The sequence below is a fragment of the Bacillus sp. N13C7 genome, assembly GCF_026790065.1.
Classification (GTDB): domain Bacteria; phylum Bacillota; class Bacilli; order Bacillales; family Bacillaceae; genus Bacillus.
This window is the reverse complement of sequence record NZ_JALAMO010000019.1, coordinates 1-25,519: the sequence shown is the minus strand read 5'-3', so window position 1 is coordinate 25,519 and position 25,519 is coordinate 1. Positions and strand designations below refer to the sequence as shown.

The following is a 25,519-nucleotide window of genomic DNA, read 5'->3' as shown; positions in this document are numbered from 1 at the left end:
CAGACCTATTCATCTTCAAGCTGGTGTTTGATCGGATTGTTTCGCAAGCCCGTTCTTCTGATATACGTCTCCGCCTTCACATCGACTGGCAGGTCCGGCAAATATTCTTTATCCCAAGTGTCTTTCATTTTTTTCCACTGCTTCGGATACTTTCTGTATATCCTGTCTCCAAAACCGACAAAGTCAATTTTATTCTTCTTGATCATTTTCACAGTGTTGGTGATTTCTTTCTCCAGCTCTTTGTTGAGAGCTTTTTCAATGGCAGCAAGCACCTTTGGATCAGACAATTGGAAAGGGTATTTGACAGCATCTATAATTCCTTCAACTGCCACATGCACGTGGATACGCGGACGTCCGTTCTTAATCTCTGGTACGAGATTTGTGGTTTGATGGGTGACCTGCAAGCTGACCGCATCCTTTGTCTTGCCCCAATCAGCATTAATAAACGTATGCTGAACCTTATTCATTAGCCAAACCGCTCCAACGCTTTCCTTATCCTCAATCCAGTACTTTAAATGGCCTGACTTATTAAAAACCGCCAAGCCGTCTGCCTGAAGAATGGCTTTCGGATCGGTCGCCTGCGTGTTTTCCATGCTGATTCCTTTTTTATCGTCACCAATCATCATATATCCCGGAATAACCGGCGCTTTTGTAGTGATGGCAAGTGTTTTCACGACGTCCTGAATATTGGTTTTGACCACCCGGCCATATTGTGCCTCCGTAAAGTCGAGTGTTTTATTCACTTTATTTGACGGGATTTTATCAATCGGCGTCAGGATTTTTACGATATTTTCAGCTTTTGTTTTATGGGCGATGACCATTGTCGCCGTTGACCTGAATTCTGTATCGCGGTCAAGGTTATCCAACACAAAATCCAAGCCTTCCTCTTTCGCGAGCTTTTCACTGATCACAACCAGATTGGTATGGGCAAAGTAAAGCCGCCGTGATACCTTCATGGAGGCTTTTCTGAGTGCTTCCGTCATATTGTCGCCTTCAACGGAATAGACCGATATAGGCGGCCTGTCTCCAGCACCGCCCCCCTGAAGCCCGCCGGCAACATTTCCGGGATTGATAATTTGAAAATGCAGCACGTAATTGCCTTCGTTCGTCCGATCGATGCCAATCGCCGAGATAATCGCAAGGTCTGTCAGTTCCCGTTTATCCCAGCAGCCGGGCATCACAATGACGCTCAAAAGCATGAGAACGGCTAATACACGTTTACGTACCATTCTGATCCCCTTCTTCCAAGTCCTTGTTTACCATTCCGCGTGAAGCGTCAGGTTCTGGGCGCTGATCTTTCCCCTGCCGCACCTTATCTTCCTTGCTGATCGACTCCGGCCTTTTTTCATCAGCCCACCACGGAACCCTGAACAGTGTGTCTTTTACCCCTTGTGAGGAAAAAGGTGCAAGCGGCGACATGTAAGGAACACCGAAAGAGCGCAGGCTGCATAAATGGACAAACATCATAATAATGCCTAAAACCAGCCCGTAAAACCCCATAATAGAGGACGCAATGATAAAGATAAATCGAATGAGACGGGCTGAAATCGCCATGGCGAAAGCCGGTGTCGCAAAACTGGCAATCGCGGTGATGGCAACGATAATGACCATGGCCGGAGAGACGATGCCAGCTTGGACAGCAGCTTGCCCGATCACAAGCGCACCTACGATTGACACCGCCGAGCCGACAACCCGCGGCAGCCTGACGCCGGCTTCCCTGAGGATCTCAAAAGCAACCTCCATCGTAAGCGCCTCAACAACAGCGGGAAACGGCACGATTTCCCGCTGGGCTGCAATCACGACTAACAGCTGTGTCGGAATCATTTCCTGGTGAAACGTTGTGGCTGCCACATAAACAGCTGGTGCGATAAGTGAAATAAAAAAAATTAAAATCCGCAGAATCCGAATGCTCGTCGCAATATCAAAACGTGAATAATAGTCTTCGACTGACTGAAAGAATTGAATAAATAAGGCCGGTGCAATGAGCACAAACGGCGTTCCGTCCACAACAATCGCGAATCTTCCTTCTAACAGGTTTCCTGCTACAACATCAGGGCGTTCTGTGTGATACATGGTCGGAAATGTCGTAAAGGTTTCATCTTCAATCAGCTGCTCGATATATCCGGATTCTAAAATACTGTCAATGTCTATTTTTTTCAGGCGCTGTTTCACTTCCTTCAGCACCTTTTCATCACATACTCCTTTAATGTACATAAGAGCGATATCGGTATTTGTGACAGAGCCGATTTTCATTTTTTCAACCCACAGATTCGGATTTTTAATGTAGCGCCGGATCATTGAAGTATTCGTTTGCAGAGACTCTGTAAATCCTTGGCGCGGGCCGCGGAAGGACACCTGGGTACTCGGCTCTTGGATGGAACGCTGCTCCCCGCCCTGTGTGCTGCAGATAAGCGCCTCATCGGAACCGTCGGCAAAAACCAGCGCATTTCCAAGCATCAATTCAGTAAACAGCTTAACCCAGCTCTTTTCAGCTTTCACTCCGCCCAGAGGGAGCGTTTTTTCAAGAATCTGCTGGATGGCATGAGAATTTTGGATGGACTGATCCTGAACCAAAGGATCGATTAATGATTCGTAAATTGTCGTGTTATCAACCAAACCTGCGATATATATAATCGCCAAATGAACGCGGTCCTGTTCCCCAATTTTGATCTCGCGAATGATGACGTCGGAGCTGCTTCCGACCTTCTTCTTCGTTTCCGCTATGTTTTTTGCCAAACTTGGGGATACAAGAACCGGACTATCTTTTTCATGCTGCTGTTCGTGATTCTCTTCTTCTGTTTTTTGTTTGTCTATTGAATGGTTCTTTCGCTTAGAAAATAAAGGCATACACAAAATACCTTTCCTTGTCGTTTTCTCATATTCTTCCTTCTGAAGGTGAGATTATGCATGCATGACTGCGGTATAACTTCGCTGATAAAGATAGACACTATAGGAGGAGGGTGATGAAGCATGAAAATATTAGGCGTGACAGGGATCATATTAATTTGTTTATTAACCATTTCTGTTCTCATGGACATGCTGCAAGGTTTCAGTTTGACAAAAGCCGCTTATAACAATATGTCCAGCTTCAAAATGACGACGTTTGCAGAATGGGTCATCCTTTTATTTTTTGTTTTGGTACTGGTCAGAGAAATGTACATGATCTATCAATCGAAAAAAAAGAACCCCTAGAGCGGGGTGCTTTTTTCAGGCGATAATATTGCCGTCTGCTGTATCGCTTGTATGTTTGCTGATTGTTCCTTTGAAGATGCGATTGCCGATGATTTTGGAATTGGTTGAGGTGTTTGTTTGAATGGCTGTCGCCGTGCCAGCTGAGAGGTTATTGATGGTGTTTCCAGAGATGATAGAGCCTGCAGAACCGTTGACATAAATGACAATCGGATTTCCGGCTGTTCTGTTGACTGAAATGGTGTTATCAAAAATCTCATGTACACCGGTGCTGATGTAGATGGTGACCAAAAGCGGGGATCTCTCAAAGTGGTTGCTGATAATAGAGGTTTTCGCACTTGTGGAGCAGTAAATCGGATAATTTTTAAATTCTTTAAATGTATTGTTTTTGATGACGGCGCCAGCATTGTTCGTGACGGAAACAGTATACGATTCCAAGGCTCCCTCAAACGCATCGGGGATCATTGTATTTCCTTCAATCACCGCATTTCCTTGAGCGATCCAAATTCCCCGGCTGAATTTTCTCAGCACATTATCTTTGATAATCATATCGCCGCCGGAACTGTTCACACCGTCGATGACTTCAATGAGGCAGTTATTCAGAAAAGCGATATCATCTGACAGCACTGCACGCAGTCCGGTACTCCTCCTTGTGTCAGACAGTCCGTTTTGAATCTGGTTGCCGTCTACCTTTACATCGGAAGACTGATAAACCAATATCCCTGTGTTTTCAAAGTTACTGATTTTGTTGTTCGTGACTAGAACGCTCTTTCCTCTGACATCAATCCCGGTTGAAAACCCGGTGATAAGATTGCCGGCAATCACCGCATCACTGCTCTCTTTTCCTTGTGACACACCAAGTCCGGTAATCCCGACTCTAGTCACAGTAGCTACGTTTTTTGCCGGTCTGAGAATATTCCCTTTAATCACCGTTTGGGTTCCATACCCATAGCTGATCGTATTGTCTGAGTGGTTTCCTTCTATTAAAACGCCGTATCCGTTAAAATTGGTCACAGAACTTGAAACATTTCCGATAAAATGGTTATTGCGAATGGATACATTGATTGGTTCTTCGTAGTCAATATCACCTTCGCCATAGCCTTCTATGTCAATTCCGAATCTCGGCGCTGTCCCATTTCCCGTTCCGGCATCTTCAATTACGCACTCCTCCACCGTGACCATGTCACAACCGGTTATGGAAATGTTATTTCTCCTCGACCGCCGAACCTCACAGCGGCGAATGGTTATATGCTCTGACGTTCGATAATTATTAGCTGTCTTTAACCCCAACGGACTGACAATGATCCCGTCCCCGGTGAAATCAGAAACTTTGACATCATCAATGACAACATTCGAACATCCTTCAATGCAAATGCCGAAGCCCCATTCATGGGTTGATCTTATCCCTGCGGACACATACGTATGCTCATCGCGCTCGCCGATAATTTGTCCTCCGGTAATGGTTATATTCTCTTGCTTGCCTACATAAAATGCGGAATACCCCCACGAACTGTTCGGAATTACTTTGATGATACACTCTGGGTCCATTATAATCTCAAGGTTTCCGGGAACAATGATGCCAGCGTTGCGAAATTTTTGATTGGGATGTCCTCCGAGCGTTCCGTCTATTAGATATGTCCCTTTTGGGAACCAGACAGTGTGATATCCTTTCGAAACAGCCGTACTGAGGCATTGATTAATCAATTCTGTTGAATCCGTTTTACCATCTCCTGAAATACCGAAATCCGCCGCATTTAATATGAATTCAGCCAATTGCCAGCCTCCTTCTCCATGATTACTATCATGATACTCACAAAGGCCCGATCTGCTTGTACATTTCTCTAAAATTTTATTAAAAAAATATAAAGGAATAGTTTTGTAAGAAAACCTTACGAAAAAAGACCTAAGAACCAGTATATATTCACTATTTTTATACGTTTATATTTTTTCTATTCTGGAACTTCTTGAAATGAGTATAAATTATATTGACACAAGTATTATATAAGAATATGATTTTTATAATACACTTTTTTAAGAAAGGGTTTGGCTGACATGGCTTCGATTGATAACGAAAGTATCATTAAAAGCGTCCCGCAAAAAGGGTTCTTTGGTCACCCGCGAGGACTATTTACACTATTTTTCACCGAATTTTGGGAGCGTTTCTCTTACTATGGAATGAGAGCAATCTTGCTTTACTATTTGTATACAGAGACGGTAAACGGAGGGCTTGGCTTTGACAAAGGCACTGCGGTTGCCATTATGTCGATTTACGGATCACTTGTATACATGTCCACTATTATTGGCGGATGGCTCGCTGATCGGGTATTCGGTACCGCAAACACCGTGTTTTACGGCGGCATATTCATTATGTTCGGCCACATTGCACTCGCCTATCCGGGCAGCGCGATAGCATTCTATATCAGCATGGTGCTTATTATTATCGGAACAGGCTTATTAAAACCAAACGTTTCGAGCGTCGTTGGAGATCTTTACACGAAAGAAGACCCGCGCCGCGACTCAGGTTTCAGTATTTTCTACATGGGGATTAACCTCGGTGGTTTACTCGCGCCGTTAATTGTCGGAACACTCGGACAGAAGTACAACTATCATCTCGGCTTCGGAACCGCCGCGGTTGGAATGCTTCTTGGACTTATCGTATTTGCTTTGACAAGAAAGAAAAACCTCGGGCTTGCAGGTTCCAATGTGCCGAATCCGCTGTCTAAAAAATCTGCAATTGGCACCGGAATTGGTGTTATCATTGTGGCGATCGCAGTGATTATCTCTGTACAAACAGGCGTGCTGACGATCAATCGTTTCATCGACCTTGTAAGTATTCTCGGTATTTTGATTCCTGTTATTTATTTCATCATCATGTTTACAAGCAAAAAAGCGGACAAAACAGAAAAATCTCGTCTTGCCGCTTACATTCCTTTGTTTATCGGTGCTGTCATGTTCTGGGCCATTCAGGAACAGGGAGCGACCATTCTTGCGGTATACGCTGATGAACGCATAAGACTTTCATTGGGCGGATTAGAACTTCAATCATCTTGGTTCCAATCATTAAATCCATTGTTTGTCGTCATTTTTGCGCCAATATTCGCATGGCTCTGGATGAAGCTTGGCAAACGCCAGCCGTCTACACCAGTTAAATTCTCAATTGGAATTATTTTAGCCGGATTGTCATTTATCATTATGGTATTCCCGGCTATGCAAGGGAAAGAAGCACTCGTAAGCCCGATGTGGCTCGTTCTCAGCTTCCTGCTTGTCGTGCTTGGAGAGCTGTGCCTGTCTCCAGTCGGTTTATCCGTGACAACGAAACTGGCGCCAGCTGCATTCTCTGCACAGACAATGAGTATGTGGTTTCTGACTAACGCAGCAGCCCAAGCGATCAATGCCCAAGTAGCCGGATTGTTTGATAAAATTCCTGAAACAACTTACTTCGGCACCATCGGTTTGATTTCTATCGTACTTGGCGGCATTCTCCTGCTGCTCTCGCCGATTATCAAACGCGCGATGAAAGGGGTCTTATAATAATAAACAGCCCGCGGATTTTGATCTGCGGGCTGTTTTTTATTTGTCCATCCATTTGCTGAAGCTTTGATCAAAGGCTTGCGGTTCTTCCAGCATCGGCTGATGGCCGCTCTTCTCAAAAATAATCTTCTCTACATGGGGATATACCCCCTCAACACCATCCCACAGCGTAACAGGCGCAACCAGATAATCGTATCTGCCTAAGCCGATACACACCGGCACTTGAACATCGGCTAACCGCTCAACAAGATCAAGCTGGGCAAATGTATTGCCCCATAATTCATCAATGATCGGCATATTCGTGAATACGCCGTCCCATAAAGCCGCAGCGTGCGGCCGCTCTTGATAAAAGCTTTTTGCTTCAGCGCGGATACACATATGCACGAACCGTCTTTCGGGATCTTGTTCGATGTCCTGCGGCAGCTTCGCGATGTCTTTTTCAAACCGTTTCTTTCTCTCAAGGCTGGCTGTTTCCATGAAAAACGCTTCGCTTTTTCGCTGTCTTTCTTCACTGTTATCAGGTGCAGTATTGAAAAGCGCAACCTTCCGAACATGTTCAGGATATGCTCTGGCATATTCTAAAGCCATAAAAGCGTGCCCGGAATGGCCCAAGATGACGACATCCTCAAGCTGAAGAGACATTCTAACCCTTTCTATATCCTCCAAAACGGCATCAAGCCTCGCATCCTCTGCCCGCAATTCCCGGTTTGGCTTGGCAAATCCCCTGTGGTCTGCAAACACCCATTGATAATTCTGTTTGATGTCTGAAGAAAAAAGTCGCGGATAGTAAACCGCACTCCCGATCACAAGGATGGGTGCGCCCTCTCCCTCGATTCGATAAGCTAAATCAAAACCGTCCGAGTGACAGATCCCTGTACGTTCCATTTCTCACGCCCCCTTTGTTTTCATTATATAAAAAAAGCCTGACGCATGGCGTCAGGCTATCGTTATTACCTTTTTAATTCCTCCAGCGTCTTTTCCCATCTGCTCAGCACCTCTTCAGGGCTGTGAAGCTGGATATGGACACCGGAAGTTAAATCAGCGTATTTCGCAACGTCCTCCTTCGCTGAAACGATCCGGCAGGAAAAACGTTCTCTTTCATATTCGGCATCTTCTAAAGGCGGCAAAGGGGCGCATTCAAGCTTTACGTAATGAGCCGCTCCCTTCCACCATGCCGTGAACTGTGCTTTTCCTGTGCGAAGGATGTTGGCCGCAGTCATTGTGTTTTTCCACAGAGCGATTCGGATTTCAGTTCGGCTCAGAGCAATGATTTCTCCCGCACTGATCATAGCGGCGTGCGGCCAGCCGTCCTCCGCTACCGTTTGCAGAACGAAAGCCTCATGCTGCTTCTCATTCAAGCGATTCCCGTCAAGCAGCTCAAAGAGGCGGTCTGACATACAGTTCACGCTGATCAAGCCTTTCGCTCCGGCACAGCCGGAACTTCAATTGCTGTTTCTGTTTCCTTGGGATCAATTTTAAACGCAGGATTGTATTTCGCCGGATTTGTAATGCTTTCCGGCTCACAGGATCTCCATGTGAAAAAACATGTTTGGCACTGATAAACTTCCCATGCGCCTTCTACAGGCGATTTGCTCATGACTTCTCCCTTTTTTGAGTCGCATCGAGGACATGTATGCATATCGAATCATCCTTTCCTTATTTATTCATTAAATCCATTAGTTTTTGTTCCCATTCTTTCGTTGTTAGTGGAGAATCAAGCGGCTGTGAATAATGGCCTCTTGTTTCCGGCGCAACTGGTGTCGTAGCGTCAAGAATCATTTTGTGAGTAATACCTGATGGATTAGATCCAGGGTCAAGCGGCAGGACCGATAAGTCCGGAATGATGACTGCATCGTGCTTCGGATGCATTTTGGTCGAAAGCGCCCACATGACCTGCGGAAGGTTGAACGGATCGACATCCTCGTCAACGACAATGACCATTTTGCAGTAGCCGAGTCCGTGCGGTGTTGTGAGCGCGCGCATGCCGACTGCTTTCGCAAATCCGCCGTAGCGGTTTTTTGTTGATACAATTGCGATTAACCCGTGAGTATACATGGCGTTCACAGCGACAATTTCATTCGGATACGCTTCTTTTAACTGCTGATAAAGCGGCACACAAGTGTTAATGCCGATCATGTAATCACATTCTGTCCAAGGCATGCCTAAGTATAGATGTTCAAAAATCGGATTGTTTCTGTGATACACGCGTTTAATTTTGATGATCGGCATGCTGCGTCCGCCGGAATAATGGCCTGTGAATTCACCAAACGGTCCTTCATATTCACGCTCTCCGGCGATGATCTCACCTTCAAGCACCACCTCAGCGCCCCACGGAACATCAAGATCGGACAGCTTTGATTTGACGATGCGATATGGTTCGCCTTGAATGGCGCCTGCCATTTCGTATTCTGATTGATCGTATAGAAGCGGAGTCGATGCCGCCGTTGTAATGACCGGCTCACAGCCAAGCGCAATCGTGACCGGAAGATTGATGCCGCGTTCTTCAGCTTGACGCAGATGGATCGCAATATCGTGTTGCGGCACAGGCTGAATGCCGAGGCGGTCTTTTCCTTTCACCTGCATTCTGTAAATGCCGACGTTTTGTTTGCCGAAGTTGTCAGGATCTTCAAGATCACGTGAAATGACGCACGCTTTGTCTAAATAGTAGCCGCCATCTCCTTGGTTAATTCTGAAAAGAGGTAGTATATCGAACAAGTTGATGTCTTCTGTGATTTCATTTTCATGAAACGGTGCTGTTTCCTCACGTTTCACTGGCATTGGAAACTGGTCATAACGCTTCGCAAATTCAAAGAACTGTTCTTTAACCGGCGTGTCTTTTGGCATGCCCAGCATCATCGCATGGTTCGGCCAAGAGCCGATCACATTCAACGCAATTTGTGCGTTGGTATAGCCGTAAATGTTGTTAAATAAGAGCGCGGGGCTTTTATCGCCAAGATTGCTGGCTGCGCGCGCTGCGGCTCCTAAATCCGGCTCGGGCTTTACCTCTTCATTCACTGTTAGCAGCTGTCCTTCTTTTTCAAGGGCAGCGAGAAATTCTCTGAAATCTTGATAAGCCATAATCAAGCTCCTCCTTTTTATTTCTCAATCCCATTCCAGCGTTTCGCTTCAGGAAGGCGAATGCCGAATTGGTCCAACGTTCTGAATACAATATGGTCAACCATTTCCTCTAAGCTGCGCGGCTGATTATAAAATGCCGGCATCGGTGGAAGAATGATGGTGCCCATCTTCGTAAGCGCTAGCATATTTTCGAGATGAATCTGGTTCAAAGGCGTCTCTCTCGTTAAGAGGACGAGTTTTTTTCTTTCCTTGAGCATGACATCCGCCGCACGTGTCAGCAGATTATCCGCCATCCCGGTGCGAATGCTCGCGAGAGATTTCATGCTGCACGGCGCCACAATCATTCCATCGGTATCAAACGAACCGCTTGAAATGGCTGCCGCCTGGTCCTTATGCGAATATGTGTATGTGGCCAGTTGTTCTACTTCTTTTAAGGTATAGCCTGTTTCGTGTTTGATCGTGACGTTCGCCCAAGGAGACACAACGAGATGGGTTTCCACTTCGGCGGCCTTCAGCCACTCCAGCATCCTGACCCCAAAAATGGCCCCTGTTGCCCCTGTCATTCCGACAACGAGTTTCACTTTGTCCCCTCCTTTACGCTTGAATTCTGCTTTCATTTCCATCATACTCCTGATATATCCATATGAAAAATATCTGTTAAATCTATATTTAATACCTAAAAGGTATATAAAGGAGGCCTTTCTTTTGGATATTCGACAGCTTCGATATTTCATTACCATCGCCCAAGAACAGAAGATCACGTCCGCTGCCAAAAAGCTTCACATGGCGCAGCCGCCTTTAAGCAGGCAGCTCAAACAGCTGGAGGACGAGCTTGGTGTCGTTTTGTTTGACCGAAATAAAAAAAAGCAAATGACCCTTACATATGAAGGAACTGTTTTTTTGAAAAGAGCCAAGGAGATTCTGCACAGGTTTGAGGATGCCGTCATTGAGGTACAAGAGCTGAAGGAGGAGGTAGCCGGCACGCTGGCCGTAGGTTCAACGATTTATTGCGCCGCTTTGATGCTCGAAAAAGTAACACAAATCAAAGAGAGATACCCGCACCTCACCTTTAATATTTGGGAAAATGAGCCCGCGACGCTGTTAGAGCTGCTGGAAAGCCGTCAAATCGATGCCGCGGTCACGACAACGCTAATCAAAAGCGACACCGTCCAATTCAAACAGCTTGATGATATTCCATGTGTGCTCGTGCTTTCAGAAGAATCCGGATATCCGTGCGGAGACACCATTAAAATGGAGGACATTCCTTCATTTCCGCTGATTCTGCTGCGGCCTGTCAACGGAAAGGGCGTCTATAATCAGGTGATGAATGAATTTCATCGTTTGAATCTTGAGCCGCGCATTGTTTGCGAATGCCACGATTCCGCAACTTTGCTCAGTCTCGTCTCATCCGGATTCGGCGCGTCCATTCTGCCCGTCACGATGATTCCCATTCATATGAGAAACCACGTTCACACCGTCCATATTGAAAACAATCCCTTCATCATGACACCGGCTGTCATGTGGAGAACGGACAGTTATTTGCCAAAACCGGTACAGCAATTTTTGAATTTATTTTAAAAGAATGGCCTTATGAAAACCAATTACTTGACTCATACTAAAAAAAAGTTATCCTTTAGATTTGTAAGCTATTTTTTTATTTCAATAAAATCAACCAGAAAAGTGGGGAATAAGATGAAAAAAGCATTATTGGCTTTATTCATGGTCGTAAGCATTGCAGCTCTTGCAGCTTGCGGAGCAGGAAATGGCAATCAGTCAAAAGATAACGCAAAAGACGGCGATCTTTGGGCTTCAATTAAGAAAAAAGGTGTCCTGACAGTCGGTACGGAAGGTACATACGAACCGTTCACTTACCACGACAAAGACACTGATAAGCTGACTGGCTATGATGTGGAAGTCATCACAGAAGTCGCAAAACGCCTTGGGCTGAAAGTCGATTTTAAGGAAACGCAATGGGACAGTATGTTTGCCGGCCTGAATTCTAAACGGTTTGACGTCATTGCCAACCAAGTCGGAAAAACAGATCGCGAAGACAAATACGATTTCTCAGATAAATACACAACATCAAGAGCGGTTGTCGTGACGAAAAAAGACAACAACGATATTAAGTCTGAAGCAGATGTAAAAGGAAAAACGTCAGCTCAATCACTGACAAGCAATTACAACAAATTAGCTACAGATGCGGGTGCGAAAGTGGAAGGCGTTGAAGGCTTGGCACAATCCCTTCAATTGATCCAGCAGGGCCGCGTCGATATGACGTACAACGATAAGCTTGCCGTGTTGAACTACTTAAAAACATCAGGCAACAAAAATGTAAAAATCGCGTTTGAAACAGGCGATCCGCAATCAACATATTTCACGTTCCGCAAAGGAAGCGGCGAGGTCGTTGACCAAGTCAACAAAGCATTAAAAGAAATGAAAGAGGACGGGACTCTTTCTAAAATTTCTAAAAAATGGTTCGGCGAAGATGTTTCTAAATAATCTGCCGGCATTGACGCTTGGCACGGCGATCCCGTGGGATCTGGTGCAGCAGTCATTCTGGCCGATACTTTCAGGGGGAATCTACTATACGATTCCCCTTACCATTCTTTCCTTTATATTTGGAATGATCCTGGCGCTGATTACGGCGCTTGCCAGAATGTCGAAAGTGAGACCTTTGAGATGGGTGTTCAGCGTATATGTATCCGCGATACGCGGCACTCCTCTTCTCGTTCAATTGTTCATCATTTTCTATCTGTTCCCGACCTTTAATGTTACATTAGATCCATTTCCAAGCGCAGTTATCGCCTTTTCATTAAACGTCGGCGCCTATGCATCTGAAATCATACGGGCATCTATTTTATCCGTGCCGAAAGGGCAATGGGAAGCCGGCTACACAATCGGCATGACACATCAGAAAACGCTGTTCCGCGTGATTTTGCCGCAGGCGTTTCGTGTGTCGATCCCGCCATTATCCAATACCTTTATCAGCCTGATAAAAGATACATCCCTCGCCTCTCAAATTCTGGTCGCTGAGCTATTCAGAAAAGCCCAGGAAATCGGCGCGCGGAATCTTGATCAGATTTTAGTGATCTATATTGAAGCAGCCTTTATTTATTGGATAATCTGCTTCCTGCTTTCACTCGTCCAGCATGTCATCGAACGGCGTCTTGACCGCTACGTGGCCAAATAAGGAGGTTCCGGGTATGCTTACCGTTAAAGGATTAAACAAATCATTCGGTGAAAATGAAATTTTAAAAAAGATAGATATGAAGATTGAAAAAGGAAAAGTCATCGCCATACTTGGGCCTTCAGGTTCAGGGAAAACGACGCTGCTCCGCTGCCTGAATGCACTGGAGATCCCGAATCGCGGAGAGCTTGCATTTGATGATTTCTCCATCGATTTTTCCAAAAAGGTGAAACAGGCGGATATCCTAAAGCTTCGCCGAAAATCCGGAATGGTATTTCAGGCGTATCACCTGTTTCCGCACCGCACAGCCCTCGAAAACGTGATGGAGGGCCCTGTTCAGGTGCAAAAACGGAACAAAGAGGAAGTCAGAAAAGAAGCGATCCAGCTTCTTGATAAAGTCGGATTGAAGGACAAAATGGATTTATATCCGTTCCAGCTTTCCGGCGGCCAGCAGCAGCGCGTCGGCATTGCCCGCGCCCTGGCGATTCAGCCAGAGCTCATGCTGTTTGACGAACCGACCTCAGCGCTTGATCCCGAGCTTGTCGGAGAGGTGCTGAAGGTAATCAAGGATTTGGCCAATGAAGGCTGGACCATGGTCGTCGTGACGCATGAAATCAAATTCGCACAGGATGTGGCGGACGAAGTCGTCTTCATAGACGGCGGTGTCATCGTGGAACAGGGACCGCCGGAGCAAATTTTTTCCGCACCAAAAGAAGAACGGACACAGCGGTTCTTGAACCGGATTTTAAACCCGCTATAATCAGAAAAACAGGGCGTTCGCAGGCGCCCTGTTTTTTTGTTGAGCCCCTTTCGCCTATTCCGCCCTTCTGTCAGATATGCTACAATGACAATCGACTGATTTTTACGAAAGAAGGGACCTCACGTGAAGCAAGAACTTGTTCTGCGCTGGACATTTTATTTTGCCGGTTTGATCATTTTGGCTTTTGGTGTATCCCTGACGATAGAAGCAAAAGCACTCGGCATTAGTCCGTGGGATGCATTTCATTACAGCCTGTTTCAGCACTTCGGGCTCACCGTCGGCCAGTGGTCCATCATTATTGGAGCGCTCATCGTCGGATTAACGTCATTGTTCACGAGGGCTTGGCCGAAAATTGGCGCCATACTGAATATGGTGCTCATAGGTGTATTTATAGATTTTTTCAATTTCATTCTGCCCGCCCCCTCGACCTATACGGGCTCCGTCATCGTCTTCTCTCTCGGCGTAGTGCTGATCGGTTACGGCGTCGGTGTTTATGTATCAGCAGGCCTTGGCGCGGGGCCGCGTGATTCACTGATGATGCTGATTACAGAAAAAACAGGCTGGAATGTGCAATGGGTGCGGAACGGCATGGAAATAACCATTTTGTTTGCGGCATGGGGCATGGGCGGCCCGATTGGTTTTGGCACCATTTTGACCGCCATCTTTACCGGACTCATTTTGCGTTTTTCATTGCCGCAGTCAATCCAGCTGCTGAACTATGCTGTAGCAAGGCGGACCGCCGCTGTGAAAGCAACTCCGCCCTTACATTAAAAACAAAGCCCCTGGCTTTGTTTTTTTATTTTCTCCTCTATATGAGTCTAATTGAAGTATGATAGGATGGTTTTGACAAACTTTTGCAGACGGAGGATCTAGAATGAAGATTTACGGAATTTATATGGACCGCCCGCTTACGCAGGAAGAGACTGAACGGTTCATGTCTTTCATATCGCCTGAAAAACGGGAGAAATGCCGGAGGTTTTATCATAAAGAAGATGCTCACCGCACCCTGCTGGGAGATGTGCTCGTTCGCTCAGTCATCAGCAAGCAGTATCAGCTGGACAAAGCTGATATCCGCTTCAGCGCACAGGAATACGGAAAGCCCTGCATCCCCGATCTTCCCGACGCCCATTTCAATATTTCTCACTCTGGCCGCTGGGTCATTTGCGCGTTTGATTCACAGCCGATCGGCATAGATATCGAAAAAACGAAACCGATCAGCCTTGAGATCGCCAAACGTTTCTTTTCAAAAACAGAGTACAGCGACCTTATAGCAAAGGACAAGGACGAACAGACAGACTATTTTTATCATCTATGGTCAATGAAAGAAAGCTTTATCAAACAGGAAGGCAAAGGCTTATCGCTTCCGCTTGATTCTTTTTCGGTGCGTCTGCATCAGGACGGACAAGTATCCATTGAGCTTCCGGACAGCCATACACCTTGCTATATCAAAACCTATGACGTGGATCCCAGCTACAAAATGGCTGTATGCGCCGCGCACCCTGATTTCCCCGAGGATATCATAATGGTTTCGTGCGAAGCGCTTTTATAAATGGCTCATCAGCAGCTTGACGCCGCGCTCAATATCTTCCGTCTTCACATTGGAAATATTGATTTTTAATAGATTATCTTTCGGATAATCTGATAAATAATGACGGTCTATCGCCTCAAGGAGTACCCCTTGTTTTTTCAGCCTTTGAATCACCCTTGAGGCTGGCAGATCCCGATGAAGCATCAGGTGGGTGTGCATGCAGGGTGCTTGTTCACTGGAAAACGTGAAGCGCCCCCTTCCCAGCTGACTATGTGTGTGGATGGCTTGATGAAGCTTCAGTGACCGTTCCTTATAGGAGGCGCGGATTTTCTCCTTATGCCTGCTATACATACCGCTTTTCAGATAAATTTCTAACGCAGCTTGAGAAATCATCGAGCAGTCGATGTCGTTCAGCTTTTTGTACGAGTGAAACGTGTCAGTCAGCGCATCCGGCAAAACAGCGGCCCCCACGCGAAGGCCGGGAAACATCATTTTTGAAAAGCTTTTCAGATAGATGACATGCGAGGACAGATCATATGCGTACATCGGATCTGCCTTTTTATTTTCCTCCAGATCACCGAGATAATCATCCTCAACGAGATAGACATCATACGTTTGTGCCAGTCTCACAAGCTCTTGTTTATCACGCTCTGACAAGGAGCAGCCAAGCGGGTTATGGAAACGCGGCATCGTATAGAAAAATTTGATCGGTTCTGTCCGAAACAGCCGCTCAACCGCGGCCAAATCGAGCCCCTCTTCCGTTCGTCTCACTCCGACGGCGGGTATCCCCAGCGTCTCAAGCTGTTCAACCATCAAATGATAGCCCGGCTGTTCAATGGCGATCTTTTCTTTCCCATTTGGGAATGGCATGGCACAAAGCAGGGATAACGCCTGCTGGACACCCGATGTAATAAAAATATGCCCTTCATCCGCAAATACCTGCTGATTGGCCAGCAGCTTTCGGAGTACGCGGATCAGCGATGGAAGCCCCTTTGGCGTTCCATATATAAATAAATCGTTTTTGTATGTATCAATCGCTTTGTTGAGGCAGTGCTGAAAATCTAGATACGGAAATACATCGGGGTCCGGCGCAGATGTGGCAAAGTCGATGGGGCCAGGCTGCCCGCTTTTTGATTTCCCCGTTTTTTTCACTATATAATAGCCGCTTTTCGGAACGGAGTAGATGAGGTGGCGCTTTTCCAGCTCATGCAATGCGCGGATGACTGTGCTTTTGCTGACGTGATAGCGGGCGGACATCTGGCGGATGGACGGAAGCCTGTCTCCTTCTTGATAGGCGCTGCTTTGGATCATCTCCTCTATTCTCGTCAAAAGACTCATATACTTCTCCATGCGTACACCCCCTGTTTTGTACCGGTACAGTTCATCGTTTTTCTCATTGTACCGTTCTGGTCACAGCCATACAATATAATAGAGCGACCGGCGCTGCAATTCAGGTAAAGGAGCACCTCCCATTATGGTTAAACATCAGCTAGCCTCCGCTTATATGGCGGCTATCTTATATTCATTCATTATCGGTTTATCCTTTCTATTCGTAAAAATCGCACTGCAAACAGCCGAACCGTTTGATATTCTGGCGCATCGGTTCACCATTGCGTTTGCTGCGGCCACTGTACCGGTCTTATTCGGCTGGGTAAAACTATCAATCCGTGTAAAGGACGTCATTGCCATTTTGCCGCTCGCCCTGCTGTATCCGGCGTTGTTTTTCAGCTTTCAGGCATTTGGCCTTGTGTACTCGACCTCTTCTGAAGCGGGAATTATTCAGGCAGCCATTCCGATTTTCACGATGATCTTTGCCGCTTATGTTTTAAAGGAACGCTCGACGTGGGCGCAGAAGGGGTTCACCGTTTTATCCGTTGCCGGCGTCATGTTTATTTTTGTGATGAAAGGCGTTGACGTGGAATCAGCCAGCTTAAAAGGCTCTTTGCTGATCCTGCTGTCCGCTTTGTCCTCCGCGATGTACAATACCGCTGCCAGAAAAATGACGCAGCGCTTCAAGCTGACCGAGCTCACCTACATTATGTCAGCGATCGGTTTTGTCGTTTTTAACGCGATCGCCCTTGTGCGCCACGGAGCGGCTGGGACTGTCGGCACTTATTTTCAGACATTCCGGGAGCCCGGCTTTGTTCTCGCGATTGTGTATTTGGGTGTGCTATCTTCACTCGTCACTTCGTTTTTGTCTAACTATACGCTGTCACGGATTGAGGCGTTTAAAATGAGCGCTTTTAATCATGTGTCCACCATCGTGACGATGATTGCGGGAGTCATGATTCTCAACGAAAGCCTAGCGTGGTATCATCTCGCCGGCGCCGTTTGTATAATTATTGGCGTGCTGGGGAGCAATATCAACCTGGAGAAAAAAACAAGCCGCCATCGCACCTCTGTAAAAAAATGAGAAACCGTGCTAGACTGATAGGAAATACTTGGTTTGAGGTGTGAATGTACTGTATGGTTCAATATGCTAGTGAAAGTATCAATCTTCCAGGAGAAATCGCTTTTAAGGATGTAAGAGAAATCTTTTTTTATCAAATCGCAAAAATATCATGCTTTTACTTTCTGTTGTTTTGCGCCATATTTGCTGCAGTTAACTTCATTAACGGATGGCCCCGTATCGTTTATGGCAGTGACGCGCTTAACTTGTTTATGAACAGTATTTTGATTATCGTGATGTCAGTTCTGTTTACACTGCTGCTCCTCCTTCTTCTATATGTGAAGTTTTCCAGAGCATACAAGAAGAACGAACGGATGAAATCTAAAAGAACATATACTCTGAACCAAGAAGGAATTCGTATATGTTCTAAAAAATATGACCTCATTTTCAATTGGAATGAAATCACAGCTGTTTTCGAATATAAAAATATCTTCAGGGTCAATACATCAAGTGGCCAATATATTGCGATCCCAAAACGTTTTTTTCATTCCAAAGAGGAAATGAACAGATTCAAGGAGATTATCCTTAGAAATATCGGAACAAAAAAACTCAAATTTAAAAAGGATCAGCATTGACAGTGCTGATCCTTTTATATGGAATGGTGGGTTTCTTTTGCCTTCTGTTTATCTAAAAACGGCACCAGCTCTATTACAGCCGATAAACCCACAAACACGATGCACACAACAATAATCAGCAAATAACCATGAGTCATGTCAAAAAACAAACCGCCCGCGTACACACTGAGCGCACCGGCAATTTGATGGATAAAAAAATTGATGCCTAGAAGCGAACCGATCAATCCTGTTTGATAGCTTTCTGAAATAGACGCGGCGGTCAGCGGGATCACGCCTGTATAACTGAGCCCGAACAGGAGGATAAAACCGAAGTACCAAAGTTCGTTATGATGGATTCCGAGAATGGGAATGAGCAGGCAAATCAGGCTAAGCAGCCGAATGAAAAATAAGATGGATAGCATCACGCTTCTGCTGCCGAAGAAATCTGACAGCCAGCCCGCCAATAATCCGCCCATGATGATAAACGCCCCGAACGCGGCCATCATTCCATTGACGTGAGAGACATGCGCATCATTGAGCATCGGAACGAGATGAGCATCAATGATCCCCATTGAAAATCCGCATGTAAACACGCCGAAGTACAGGATATGAATAAGCCGGGACTGCTTCATCACGTTCCAAAATCCCCGCCAGTCATAAGATTTTTTCACAGGGTGCGCTTGTGCATGCGGAGGGTGCTTCATCCCGAAGGCGAGAAGCGGCAGCAGAACAGCCGCCATGACGATGCCTAATATCGTATAGGTGTTTTGCCAGCCGGCATGATACGGAGCCGCGGCCCAAATGGGCGAAAGCAGCAGCAGGCCCGCAGAGTTGGCATTGGTCAAAATAGCGAGCGCCAGACCTTTGTGGGTGTCAAACCAGCGGCTGATGAAATACTGGGTCGTCACGCCGACCGCGCAGGAATAGCCGATTCCGCCGAGCACACCGTAAATGGCGGAAAACACATGAACGCTCGGCGAATACGGAAGCACCAAAAAGCTTGCGCTGATACAAACAGCGCCAAGCGCCATAATCTTTCTCACGCTGAACCGGTCGATAAAAAACCCGACAAAAAACTGAACAATGCCAGTTGTGACCATAAAAACGCTGACAGAAACAGAGATCAATGACCTGTCGGCATGAAAGGTATCCGCCATTGGCAGCATAAAAAATTGAAAGGAATTTCTGAATGAGTTCATTCCGATGGCGAAAACAAACGTAAACAGCAATACAAACCATTTCATCTTAGAGGACGTGCGCATGTTTCGACCTTCCTTTTTTGAGTATTTCGACTATTATATCATGTGAAAATTGCCACTCCACAAAAAAAGCGGAACAGCAGGCGCTGTCCGCTTTTGATCACGACTGAATGATTGGATGCTGGTTCAATATCGCAAAAATCCGTTCTGCCACTTCTTCCGTATGTGACAGCAGAAACATGTGCCCACCAGCAAATTCATGGAATGTAATGTCTTGCGCCCACTTCTTCCAGCCTTCCGCATCCCGTATACATTTCTCATCATCAAGCCCGTTAAAGACATGAACAGGCGATTGGATCGAGGCCATATCGTGAAGCTCAAATTGTTCAAGAGCCCGGTAATCTGATCGGAAGGAAGGCAGGAAAAAGGACATGACCTCCTTATTTTCAACGAGCTCAGCGGGCATCCCGCCTAATTGAATAATATGATCAAGAAACTGATCATCAGGCAGATGGGATACTTTCTTCCGCTGAATATGCGGCGGCTGTATCGCAGAAATGATAACCGCCTGCGGAAATATGCCTTCACGCTCCAGCTTTTGCGCCAGCCTGAAGGTGATCATGCCGCCCATACTGTGTCCGAACAGCACAAACGGCCGATCAGGACGAAGGTTCAAATCTTGTTTGTACAAATCGGTCAGCTCTTCGAGATCCTCAATGGCTGACGTTTGGTTCGTGCCGTGTCCTGGAGGCTCGGCAGCGAGCATCTCACACTCTCCCTGCAAAAAAGCATGGAGAGGGCGAAACGATGCTGAGTAGCCGCCGGCAAATGGAAAACAGATGAGCTGCGTTTTTTCCGACGCATCAAAGGATTTGAAGAGTTGGCTCATTGGCTGTCTCCTCCTTTCACACTTCATTTAAGAAACCGTTTCGGTTTGTGTATTAAGAAATTCGAGTAAAATCCCTGCATTCCTATCTAGTGTTTCGCCCTGCAGCATTTCAGCGTGTGTTCCGAAGCCTCTTTTCACACGGTAAGCACCTGTTGTTGCCTCTTCCCACGTCGCAAGCCATTCCGGCATGTCAAAATCAGCGCCAGATGTCAGCAGATCAATATCAGCTTTCACCTGTCCTGTGCTGATCAGGTTGACATAGTAAGAGTAAAAGGCGTGTGTTTTTTGCTTGAGGCCTTGTTTGACGGCTTCGCTGTTGAGCGCTTCATTGTCCCGATTGACATTCATCAACGCTTCGACATCATTCTCAACCGTGCGTCCGTCGAGATCACTGACACCTTGTTTTTTATAGGAATCCACCATGATGATCCGCTGAACAGTACGTCCTTGTTCCTCAAGCTTTTTGGCTGCTTCAAACGCCAGACTGCAACCCGCCGAATACCCGAACAGTGTCAAAGGCCCTTCCGGCTGAAGCTCCTGGATCAAATCCGCATAGCGGTCAAGCCGGCTTTCCTCCTCAATGAAATCAAAGGCGCACAGCTTGTATGACGATAGGCGGCTGGCCAGGTTTTGGTACATGATGCCATAGCCTAAGACTGGCGGGAATGCAAAAATGATCTGCTCCTGATCGGGATTCATTATCGTTACATCCTGCAATCCATATGAGCCCCCGTTTTTCAGATACGCTGAAATGCCGGCGATCGTCGGTGCTTCAAACAAAAGTTTTACCGGGAGATCAATCGCAAGCTCTTTCTTGATGCGAGAAGCGGCGGTCATTGCCTTTAAGGAGTGCCCGCCAAGCGCAAAGAAATCGTCATGAATGCCGACCTGCTGTCTGCCGAGAATCTCAGACCAGATTTTTGCGATCGTTTCTTCCGTCTCGTCGCGTGGCCCGATCCATTCCTCCGCCAGCTGATCCTGATCAGGTTTTGGCAGCAGCCGTTTATTGACTTTTCCATTTGTCGTTAAAGGAAGCTCCTCCAAGAACGTAAAGGTTTGCGGCACCATATAAGCAGGAAGCTGTTTTTTCAGGTGCGCCTTCACGTCTTTAACTGATAGCTGCGTCCGGTTCACGAGGTAGGCATTGATTGATGCATCGCCAGACTCATGGCGGTCTGCCACAACGACCGCATCATTCACGCCCGGGTATTCCTGCAGCTGCTTTTCGATTTCTTCAAGCTCAATCCGGTGCCCGCGTATTTTGACCTGGTCGTCAATACGGCCAGCGTATTCAAGCGTTCCGTCCGGCAGCCAGCGTGCCAAATCCCCTGTGCGGTAAAGCGTTTCTCCCGGTTTGAACGGGTTGGTGATAAACTTTTTCTTCGTCAGGTCGTGGCGGTTTACATATCCTTTTGACACGCCCATTCCGCTGATGCACAGTTCACCGATCGCTCCAAATGGCTGAAGCTGGTTTTGCTCGTTGAGAATATAAACGCTGGCGTTGCTGATCGGCTTTCCAATCGGCAATGAGGAGATGGAATCCGGAATATCATGTACGACGTGAGCTGTCGCAAACACCGTTCCCTCAGTCGGTCCGTAGCAGTTAATCAGCTTGCCCGGTCCCATGACACGCAGCGCTTTTCTGACGTGAGGCACTGACGCGCGCTCTCCGCCGAATAACACGCAGCGAAGCCCCTTCATCCAATCCTCTCCCGCATCAGTCAGAAGATTAAATAGTGCAGTTGTCGCAAACATGACATTGACGTTCTCTTGCCGGATCAGATCTGTGAGCCGCTCTGTATCAAGCAGCGTATGTTCATCCGCGATAATGAGCCGTGCCGCATTCAGCATGGAAGCGTAGAGATCAAAGGTAAATGCGTCAAAGGCGTAATTCGAAACAGATAAGAACGTATCTTTTTCAGAAAATGCCATGTAATCTACATGCTTGACCAATCCTTGAATATTGGCATGAGTGGTAATATTGCCCTTCGGCTTACCAGTTGTGCCGGACGTATACATGATATATGCCGGGTCATCGGGATCAATTGCTGTCACAGGATCGCTTGCCTGTTCTTCAAACCTTATTTGGTCATCGATGAAGAGCGTTGTGCCTGTATACGGCAGCTGAGCCGCTTTTTCTTTCATCTCCTGATGTGTCAGCAGACAAACCGCCCCGCTGTCACTCAGCATGTACGAGATTCGGTCCTCCGGCAGCTTCGGATCAACCGGCAGATAGGCCGCTCCCGCTTTTAACACACCGATAATGCCGATCACCAGTTCAAGCGAGCGCTTCGTGTACAACGCTACTACGGAGCCTTTGCCCGCACCTTGCTTTTGCAAACGGCGTGCAAGACGGTTCGCTTCCTCATCTAATTCGCGATAGGAAAGCGTCTGGCCGGAATACGTAAGCGCCGGCGCATCAGGATTAACGTCCAACGCTTCCTTGAACCAATGCGTCAGAGGCTTTGCCTCATGAGTTTGAGCCGGCGGGTTTAAGCCGGCAAGCAGAAACGCTCTCTCCTTGTCGTCAATGAGGTTGATTGTGTTTACAGGCTGATCCGGCGTCTCAATGAGCTGCTGAATTGCTGTGAGAAGCTGAGATTTCAAACGCAGAATAAACGCCTCATCAAACACATTCTCATTATAGGCAAGCTTAATCAGCAGCTCATCCCCCGGGGAAGCCATCAGGTTGAGATCATAATTTGACTTCTCAAAAACATGTACGTCCTCCATATCAAAGCCATTTTCACTGTTTTCTTCATTTTTCGCATCCTGAAGCGGATAATTCTCAAAGACAATGATGTGGTCAATCAGTTTTGGCTGATCGGCCTGGCTTTGGATGTCATAAAGCGGCACATATTGATGCGGCTCAGACTGAAGCGATTGCTCTTGAAGCTGCTTAAGCAAACCGTTAAATGTCATATCCTCAGACAGTTTCACACGTCGCGGAACAACGTTGATAAACAGCCCAACCATATGTTCAACGCCTTTGATTTCCGCGGGGCGACCGGAAACGACTGTTCCGAAGGTCAAATCGTCAGACTGCTGATAGCGGCTGATCAATACGCTCCAGGCTGCCTGCAGCGCCGTACTTAAAGTGGTATGCTGCGATTTTGCGAGCTCGGTAAAGGCCTTTGTTTCCGCCTCAGGCAGTGAGAATAGCAGCTCTTTCGGCTCGTAGCCGTCCTTCTGTTTCTTTCTTTGCTCTGCAAACGTCGTCTGTGCTTCAACATCCTCCAGGTACTCGCGCCAGTAACGCAGTGATGCTTGTTTATCCTGCTTTTCAAGCCACTTGATGTAGTCTTTATACGGTTTGACAGGCGGCAGGCTGTACGGCTTTTGTTCACGCAGGGCGTTGTATACCGTAAACAGATCCTGCACGACGATGCCGAAGCACCATCCGTCCAAAATAATGTGATGGTAGCTCCACACCCATTCAAAGCTTTCTTCGGCTTTTTTGAAAATGGCTGCCCGCATGGGAATATCCCGCGTCAAGTCAAAGCCCTTGATCTTATCCTGTTCTTTATATTCATTGATTTTGGCTGTTTGCTCGCTGCCCGTTACATGTGTCAGATCAATTTCTTCTATATGAAACTGCCGTTTTTTCAATACGACTTGGACAGGTCTTTTTACTTTTTCGTGAATGAACACGGTACGAAATACATCGTACCGGTCCATAATCACATTCATGCTCTCTTCAAGGCATTTGATATTCAAGCTGCCTTTTACTTTCATCGTGATTTGTTCAAGGTAAAAGCTCTGGCCGGGATTCAGGATGGTATGAAACAGCATCCCTTCCTGCATCGGCGATAGGTAATACATATCTTGAACCTGGTCCTTGCTAAATTGACTCATATGTTTCGCTCCCGCCTTCTGTAATTCCCTTGCGTTTTATTTTAAATTCTCCTCAAGCATGTCAAAGATATCGCCCATCTCGTCCATTCCAAGGTCTTCGGCACTAAAGTCGCTTGGGGTAAACTCCTTGTCCTCTTTTTCCGTGCAATGGCGGATCAGCATCAGGAGGTTTTCTTTAAACCGTTCCATTTGCTCCTCGATCGTAGCTCTTTCAAACTCCTTCTCATTGTAGGAGCAGGAAAGCACAAATCGGCCGTTTCTGATCATGCCGCTAAAGCTTAAAGCGTACAGTGCTTCTGATTCCTCGCTTACTTGGCGCCCCATATCGAAAGCGGATGGCTCAAAGAAATCGGTTTTTACCTCACTGTCGAATTGGCCCAAATAGTTGAAGCTGATCTCTGGCGTGAAGCCCTTTGTTTCCGTTTTTTCTGTGAAATAACGGAGAATGCCGTAGCCAACACCTTTGTCCGGAATGCGGCGCAGGTTTTCTTTGACTGACTTGATCACGGCTGAGGCATCTGCTTCAGACATGTCAAGCACAACAGGATATTGCGCTGTAAACCAGCCGACCGTTCTGGAGATATTGACATTCGGGATGATGTCCTCCCGTCCGTGTCCCTCAAGGTTTATGCCGATTTTGGCACCGTCTGTCCATTCCTTCATTGTCAAACCGAGTGCGCAGAGAAGAATATCGTTCATTTCAGTTCCGTATGGCTGATGGACATCCGTTAAGAGATGTTTGGTGTCTTCTTCCGTTAATTCATAGAGGACAGATGATGTATGTTTGACCATCCGCTGCACTGTTTCATAATCCTTCGGCACAGGAGAAACCTGTTCGGCATCAATTTGCGCCCAGTATTCAGCCTGCTGTAATAGATGTGCTGATTGGCTGAATTTCTCAAGTTCTTCCGCCCAGTCCTTAAAGGAGTTTGTTTTTTGCGGGAAGACCACGTTCTCTTCTTTCTCAGCCTGCATGTAGCCTGAAGCAAAATCTTCAAGCAAAATCCGCCAAGATACACCGTCGACCACGAGATGGTGTACTGCGATGAGCAGGTGATCCCCAGCTTCCGTACGGTATTGCTCCGCCTTCAGAAGCGGCCCGTTTTGCAGATCGAGACTGCTCTGCAGCCTGTTCGCGAGAATCCTGATCTGGCTTTTCAGCATGTCTTCATCGGAGCCGTACAGATCCACGATTTCGAAGCTGACCTTGCTCTCACCGATCGGTTTATACGCCTGAATGATGTCCCCGTTTTCCTCACGGTAAACCATGCGGAGTGCGTCATGATGCTCGATCAGCGCC

Annotated in this window: 23 protein-coding genes; 10 read left to right on the top strand and 13 right to left on the bottom strand. The window is 46.7% G+C overall.

The annotated features are described in order from the left end of the window. Positions 1 to 5 precede the first annotated feature (5 nt). Together MOB98_RS18245 and gerKA are read right to left on the bottom strand one after the other, a co-directional pair. A complete protein-coding gene (locus MOB98_RS18245) occupies positions 6 to 1,229 on the bottom strand; it encodes a Ger(x)C family spore germination protein (RefSeq protein WP_268360855.1) in 1,224 nt (407 codons plus the stop codon). After that, entirely contained in the window at positions 1,219 to 2,847 is a 1,629-nt protein-coding gene (gerKA, locus tag MOB98_RS18240) for a spore germination protein GerKA (RefSeq protein WP_268360854.1), read from the bottom strand. The genes MOB98_RS18245 and gerKA overlap by 11 nt, the downstream gene beginning before the upstream one ends. Positions 2,848 to 2,970: 123 nt before the next feature. Here gerKA and MOB98_RS18235 point away from each other — a divergent pair, with 123 nt between their 5' ends. Beyond that, positions 2,971 to 3,192: a hypothetical protein gene (locus MOB98_RS18235; protein WP_268360853.1), complete on the top strand. Its 222-nt coding sequence runs from the start codon at positions 2,971 to 2,973 to the stop codon at positions 3,190 to 3,192. A gap of 15 nt (positions 3,193 to 3,207) precedes the next feature. On the opposite strand, the gene MOB98_RS18230 is transcribed toward MOB98_RS18235, so the two are convergent. Continuing rightward, complete coding sequence (locus MOB98_RS18230; RefSeq protein ID WP_268360852.1) at positions 3,208 to 4,962, bottom strand: right-handed parallel beta-helix repeat-containing protein; 1,755 nt, start codon at positions 4,960 to 4,962, stop codon at positions 3,208 to 3,210. A gap of 279 nt (positions 4,963 to 5,241) precedes the next feature. On the opposite strand from MOB98_RS18230, the gene MOB98_RS18225 reads away from it, so the two are divergent. Then, a complete protein-coding gene (locus MOB98_RS18225; RefSeq protein WP_268360851.1) occupies positions 5,242 to 6,720 on the top strand; it encodes a peptide MFS transporter in 1,479 nt (492 codons plus the stop codon). 39 nt (positions 6,721 to 6,759) lie between these two features. Here the strand turns inward: MOB98_RS18225 and MOB98_RS18220 are convergent, their stop codons facing one another. From MOB98_RS18220 to MOB98_RS18200, 5 genes are all read right to left on the bottom strand, one after another. After that, entirely contained in the window at positions 6,760 to 7,605 is an 846-nt protein-coding gene (locus MOB98_RS18220; protein ID WP_268360849.1) for an alpha/beta fold hydrolase, read from the bottom strand. 65 nt (positions 7,606 to 7,670) lie between these two features. Continuing rightward, positions 7,671 to 8,135 carry a pyridoxamine 5'-phosphate oxidase family protein gene (locus MOB98_RS18215; protein ID WP_268360848.1) on the bottom strand — a complete coding sequence of 155 codons (465 nt, stop codon included), beginning with the start codon at positions 8,133 to 8,135 and terminating at the stop codon, positions 7,671 to 7,673. Next, positions 8,132 to 8,359 (bottom strand): phenolic acid decarboxylase subunit BsdD, encoded by a 228-nt coding sequence (gene bsdD / locus MOB98_RS18210; RefSeq protein WP_019257455.1) that lies wholly within the window; start codon positions 8,357 to 8,359, stop codon positions 8,132 to 8,134. The genes MOB98_RS18215 and bsdD overlap by 4 nt, the downstream gene beginning before the upstream one ends. 17 nt (positions 8,360 to 8,376) lie before the next feature. Continuing rightward, a complete protein-coding gene (gene bsdC / locus MOB98_RS18205; RefSeq protein WP_268360846.1) occupies positions 8,377 to 9,798 on the bottom strand; it encodes a phenolic acid decarboxylase BsdC in 1,422 nt (473 codons plus the stop codon). A 17-nt stretch (positions 9,799 to 9,815) separates the two neighbouring features. Beyond that, positions 9,816 to 10,415 (bottom strand): non-oxidative hydroxyarylic acid decarboxylases subunit B, encoded by a 600-nt coding sequence (locus MOB98_RS18200; protein WP_268360844.1) that lies wholly within the window; start codon positions 10,413 to 10,415, stop codon positions 9,816 to 9,818. An 88-nt stretch (positions 10,416 to 10,503) separates the two neighbouring features. Here MOB98_RS18200 and bsdA point away from each other — a divergent pair, with 88 nt between their 5' ends. The 6 genes from bsdA (at position 10,504) to MOB98_RS18170 (ending at position 15,294) form a co-directional block, all read left to right on the top strand. Continuing rightward, a complete protein-coding gene (bsdA, locus tag MOB98_RS18195; RefSeq protein ID WP_268360842.1) occupies positions 10,504 to 11,376 on the top strand; it encodes a transcriptional regulator BsdA in 873 nt (290 codons plus the stop codon). A gap of 114 nt (positions 11,377 to 11,490) precedes the next feature. After that, the gene (tcyA, locus tag MOB98_RS18190) at positions 11,491 to 12,297 is read left to right on the top strand and encodes a cystine ABC transporter substrate-binding lipoprotein TcyA (protein ID WP_268360282.1); all 807 of its coding nucleotides are present in this window, start codon (positions 11,491 to 11,493) and stop codon (positions 12,295 to 12,297) included. After that, positions 12,284 to 12,988, top strand: coding sequence for a cystine ABC transporter permease TcyB (gene tcyB / locus MOB98_RS18185; protein WP_268360281.1), 705 nt, complete (start codon positions 12,284 to 12,286; stop codon positions 12,986 to 12,988). Before tcyA ends, tcyB begins: the two co-directional genes overlap by 14 nt. Before the next feature lie 13 nt (positions 12,989 to 13,001). Continuing rightward, entirely contained in the window at positions 13,002 to 13,745 is a 744-nt protein-coding gene (gene tcyC / locus MOB98_RS18180; RefSeq protein ID WP_064814560.1) for a cystine ABC transporter ATP-binding protein TcyC, read from the top strand. A 123-nt stretch (positions 13,746 to 13,868) separates the two neighbouring features. Continuing rightward, positions 13,869 to 14,516: a YczE/YyaS/YitT family protein gene (locus MOB98_RS18175; RefSeq protein ID WP_268360280.1), complete on the top strand. Its 648-nt coding sequence runs from the start codon at positions 13,869 to 13,871 to the stop codon at positions 14,514 to 14,516. A 103-nt stretch (positions 14,517 to 14,619) separates the two neighbouring features. Beyond that, positions 14,620 to 15,294 carry a 4'-phosphopantetheinyl transferase gene (locus MOB98_RS18170; RefSeq protein WP_268360279.1) on the top strand — a complete coding sequence of 225 codons (675 nt, stop codon included), beginning with the start codon at positions 14,620 to 14,622 and terminating at the stop codon, positions 15,292 to 15,294. Here MOB98_RS18170 and MOB98_RS18165 read toward each other — a convergent pair. After that, positions 15,289 to 16,623 carry a PLP-dependent aminotransferase family protein gene (locus tag MOB98_RS18165; RefSeq protein WP_268360278.1) on the bottom strand — a complete coding sequence of 445 codons (1,335 nt, stop codon included), beginning with the start codon at positions 16,621 to 16,623 and terminating at the stop codon, positions 15,289 to 15,291. The genes MOB98_RS18170 and MOB98_RS18165 overlap by 6 nt on opposite strands. A gap of 124 nt (positions 16,624 to 16,747) precedes the next feature. Between MOB98_RS18165 and MOB98_RS18160 the strand changes: the two genes are divergently transcribed. Both MOB98_RS18160 and MOB98_RS18155 read left to right on the top strand, forming a co-directional pair. Next, the gene (locus MOB98_RS18160) at positions 16,748 to 17,686 is read left to right on the top strand and encodes a DMT family transporter (protein WP_268360277.1); all 939 of its coding nucleotides are present in this window, start codon (positions 16,748 to 16,750) and stop codon (positions 17,684 to 17,686) included. Positions 17,687 to 17,739: 53 nt separating this feature from the next. After that, positions 17,740 to 18,297 (top strand): YcxB family protein, encoded by a 558-nt coding sequence (locus MOB98_RS18155; protein WP_268360276.1) that lies wholly within the window; start codon positions 17,740 to 17,742, stop codon positions 18,295 to 18,297. Positions 18,298 to 18,311: 14 nt separating this feature from the next. Here MOB98_RS18155 and MOB98_RS18150 read toward each other — a convergent pair whose 3' ends face one another. The 4 genes from MOB98_RS18150 to MOB98_RS18135 form a co-directional block, all read right to left on the bottom strand. After that, positions 18,312 to 19,538: an MFS transporter gene (locus MOB98_RS18150; protein ID WP_268360275.1), complete on the bottom strand. Its 1,227-nt coding sequence runs from the start codon at positions 19,536 to 19,538 to the stop codon at positions 18,312 to 18,314. A gap of 97 nt (positions 19,539 to 19,635) precedes the next feature. Further along, a complete protein-coding gene (gene srfAD / locus MOB98_RS18145; protein WP_268360274.1) occupies positions 19,636 to 20,364 on the bottom strand; it encodes a surfactin biosynthesis thioesterase SrfAD in 729 nt (242 codons plus the stop codon). Positions 20,365 to 20,391: 27 nt separating this feature from the next. Beyond that, positions 20,392 to 24,219 (bottom strand): surfactin non-ribosomal peptide synthetase SrfAC, encoded by a 3,828-nt coding sequence (gene srfAC / locus MOB98_RS18140; protein ID WP_268360273.1) that lies wholly within the window; start codon positions 24,217 to 24,219, stop codon positions 20,392 to 20,394. A gap of 36 nt (positions 24,220 to 24,255) precedes the next feature. Next, positions 24,256 to 25,519 (bottom strand): condensation domain-containing protein (locus MOB98_RS18135; protein ID WP_268367173.1); only part of this gene is annotated, 1,264 nt, incomplete at its 5' end.

Excerpts from the sequence above, each read along its gene's own strand:
- gerKA (WP_268360854.1), bottom strand. The coding sequence starts at position 2,847 with ATGCCTTTATTTTCTAAGCGAAAGAACCATTCAATAGACAAACAAAAA.
- bsdD (WP_019257455.1), bottom strand. The coding sequence starts at position 8,359 with ATGCATACATGTCCTCGATGCGACTCAAAAAAGGGAGAAGTCATGAGC.
- MOB98_RS18245 (WP_268360855.1), bottom strand. The coding sequence starts at position 1,229 with ATGGTACGTAAACGTGTATTAGCCGTTCTCATGCTTTTGAGCGTCATT.
- MOB98_RS18150 (WP_268360275.1), bottom strand. The coding sequence starts at position 19,538 with ATGCGCACGTCCTCTAAGATGAAATGGTTTGTATTGCTGTTTACGTTT.
- bsdC (WP_268360846.1), bottom strand. The coding sequence starts at position 9,798 with ATGGCTTATCAAGATTTCAGAGAATTTCTCGCTGCCCTTGAAAAAGAA.
- srfAD (WP_268360274.1), bottom strand. The coding sequence starts at position 20,364 with ATGAGCCAACTCTTCAAATCCTTTGATGCGTCGGAAAAAACGCAGCTC.
- tcyB (WP_268360281.1), top strand. The coding sequence starts at position 12,284 with ATGTTTCTAAATAATCTGCCGGCATTGACGCTTGGCACGGCGATCCCG.
- MOB98_RS18225 (WP_268360851.1), top strand. The coding sequence starts at position 5,242 with ATGGCTTCGATTGATAACGAAAGTATCATTAAAAGCGTCCCGCAAAAA.
- MOB98_RS18160 (WP_268360277.1), top strand. The coding sequence starts at position 16,748 with ATGGTTAAACATCAGCTAGCCTCCGCTTATATGGCGGCTATCTTATAT.
- MOB98_RS18200 (WP_268360844.1), bottom strand. The coding sequence starts at position 10,415 with ATGAAAGCAGAATTCAAGCGTAAAGGAGGGGACAAAGTGAAACTCGTT.
- MOB98_RS18235 (WP_268360853.1), top strand. The coding sequence starts at position 2,971 with ATGAAAATATTAGGCGTGACAGGGATCATATTAATTTGTTTATTAACC.
- tcyA (WP_268360282.1), top strand. The coding sequence starts at position 11,491 with ATGAAAAAAGCATTATTGGCTTTATTCATGGTCGTAAGCATTGCAGCT.
- MOB98_RS18170 (WP_268360279.1), top strand. The coding sequence starts at position 14,620 with ATGAAGATTTACGGAATTTATATGGACCGCCCGCTTACGCAGGAAGAG.
- srfAC (WP_268360273.1), bottom strand. The coding sequence starts at position 24,219 with ATGAGTCAATTTAGCAAGGACCAGGTTCAAGATATGTATTACCTATCG.
- MOB98_RS18155 (WP_268360276.1), top strand. The coding sequence starts at position 17,740 with ATGGTTCAATATGCTAGTGAAAGTATCAATCTTCCAGGAGAAATCGCT.
- tcyC (WP_064814560.1), top strand. The coding sequence starts at position 13,002 with ATGCTTACCGTTAAAGGATTAAACAAATCATTCGGTGAAAATGAAATT.
- MOB98_RS18220 (WP_268360849.1), bottom strand. The coding sequence starts at position 7,605 with ATGGAACGTACAGGGATCTGTCACTCGGACGGTTTTGATTTAGCTTAT.
- MOB98_RS18165 (WP_268360278.1), bottom strand. The coding sequence starts at position 16,623 with ATGGAGAAGTATATGAGTCTTTTGACGAGAATAGAGGAGATGATCCAA.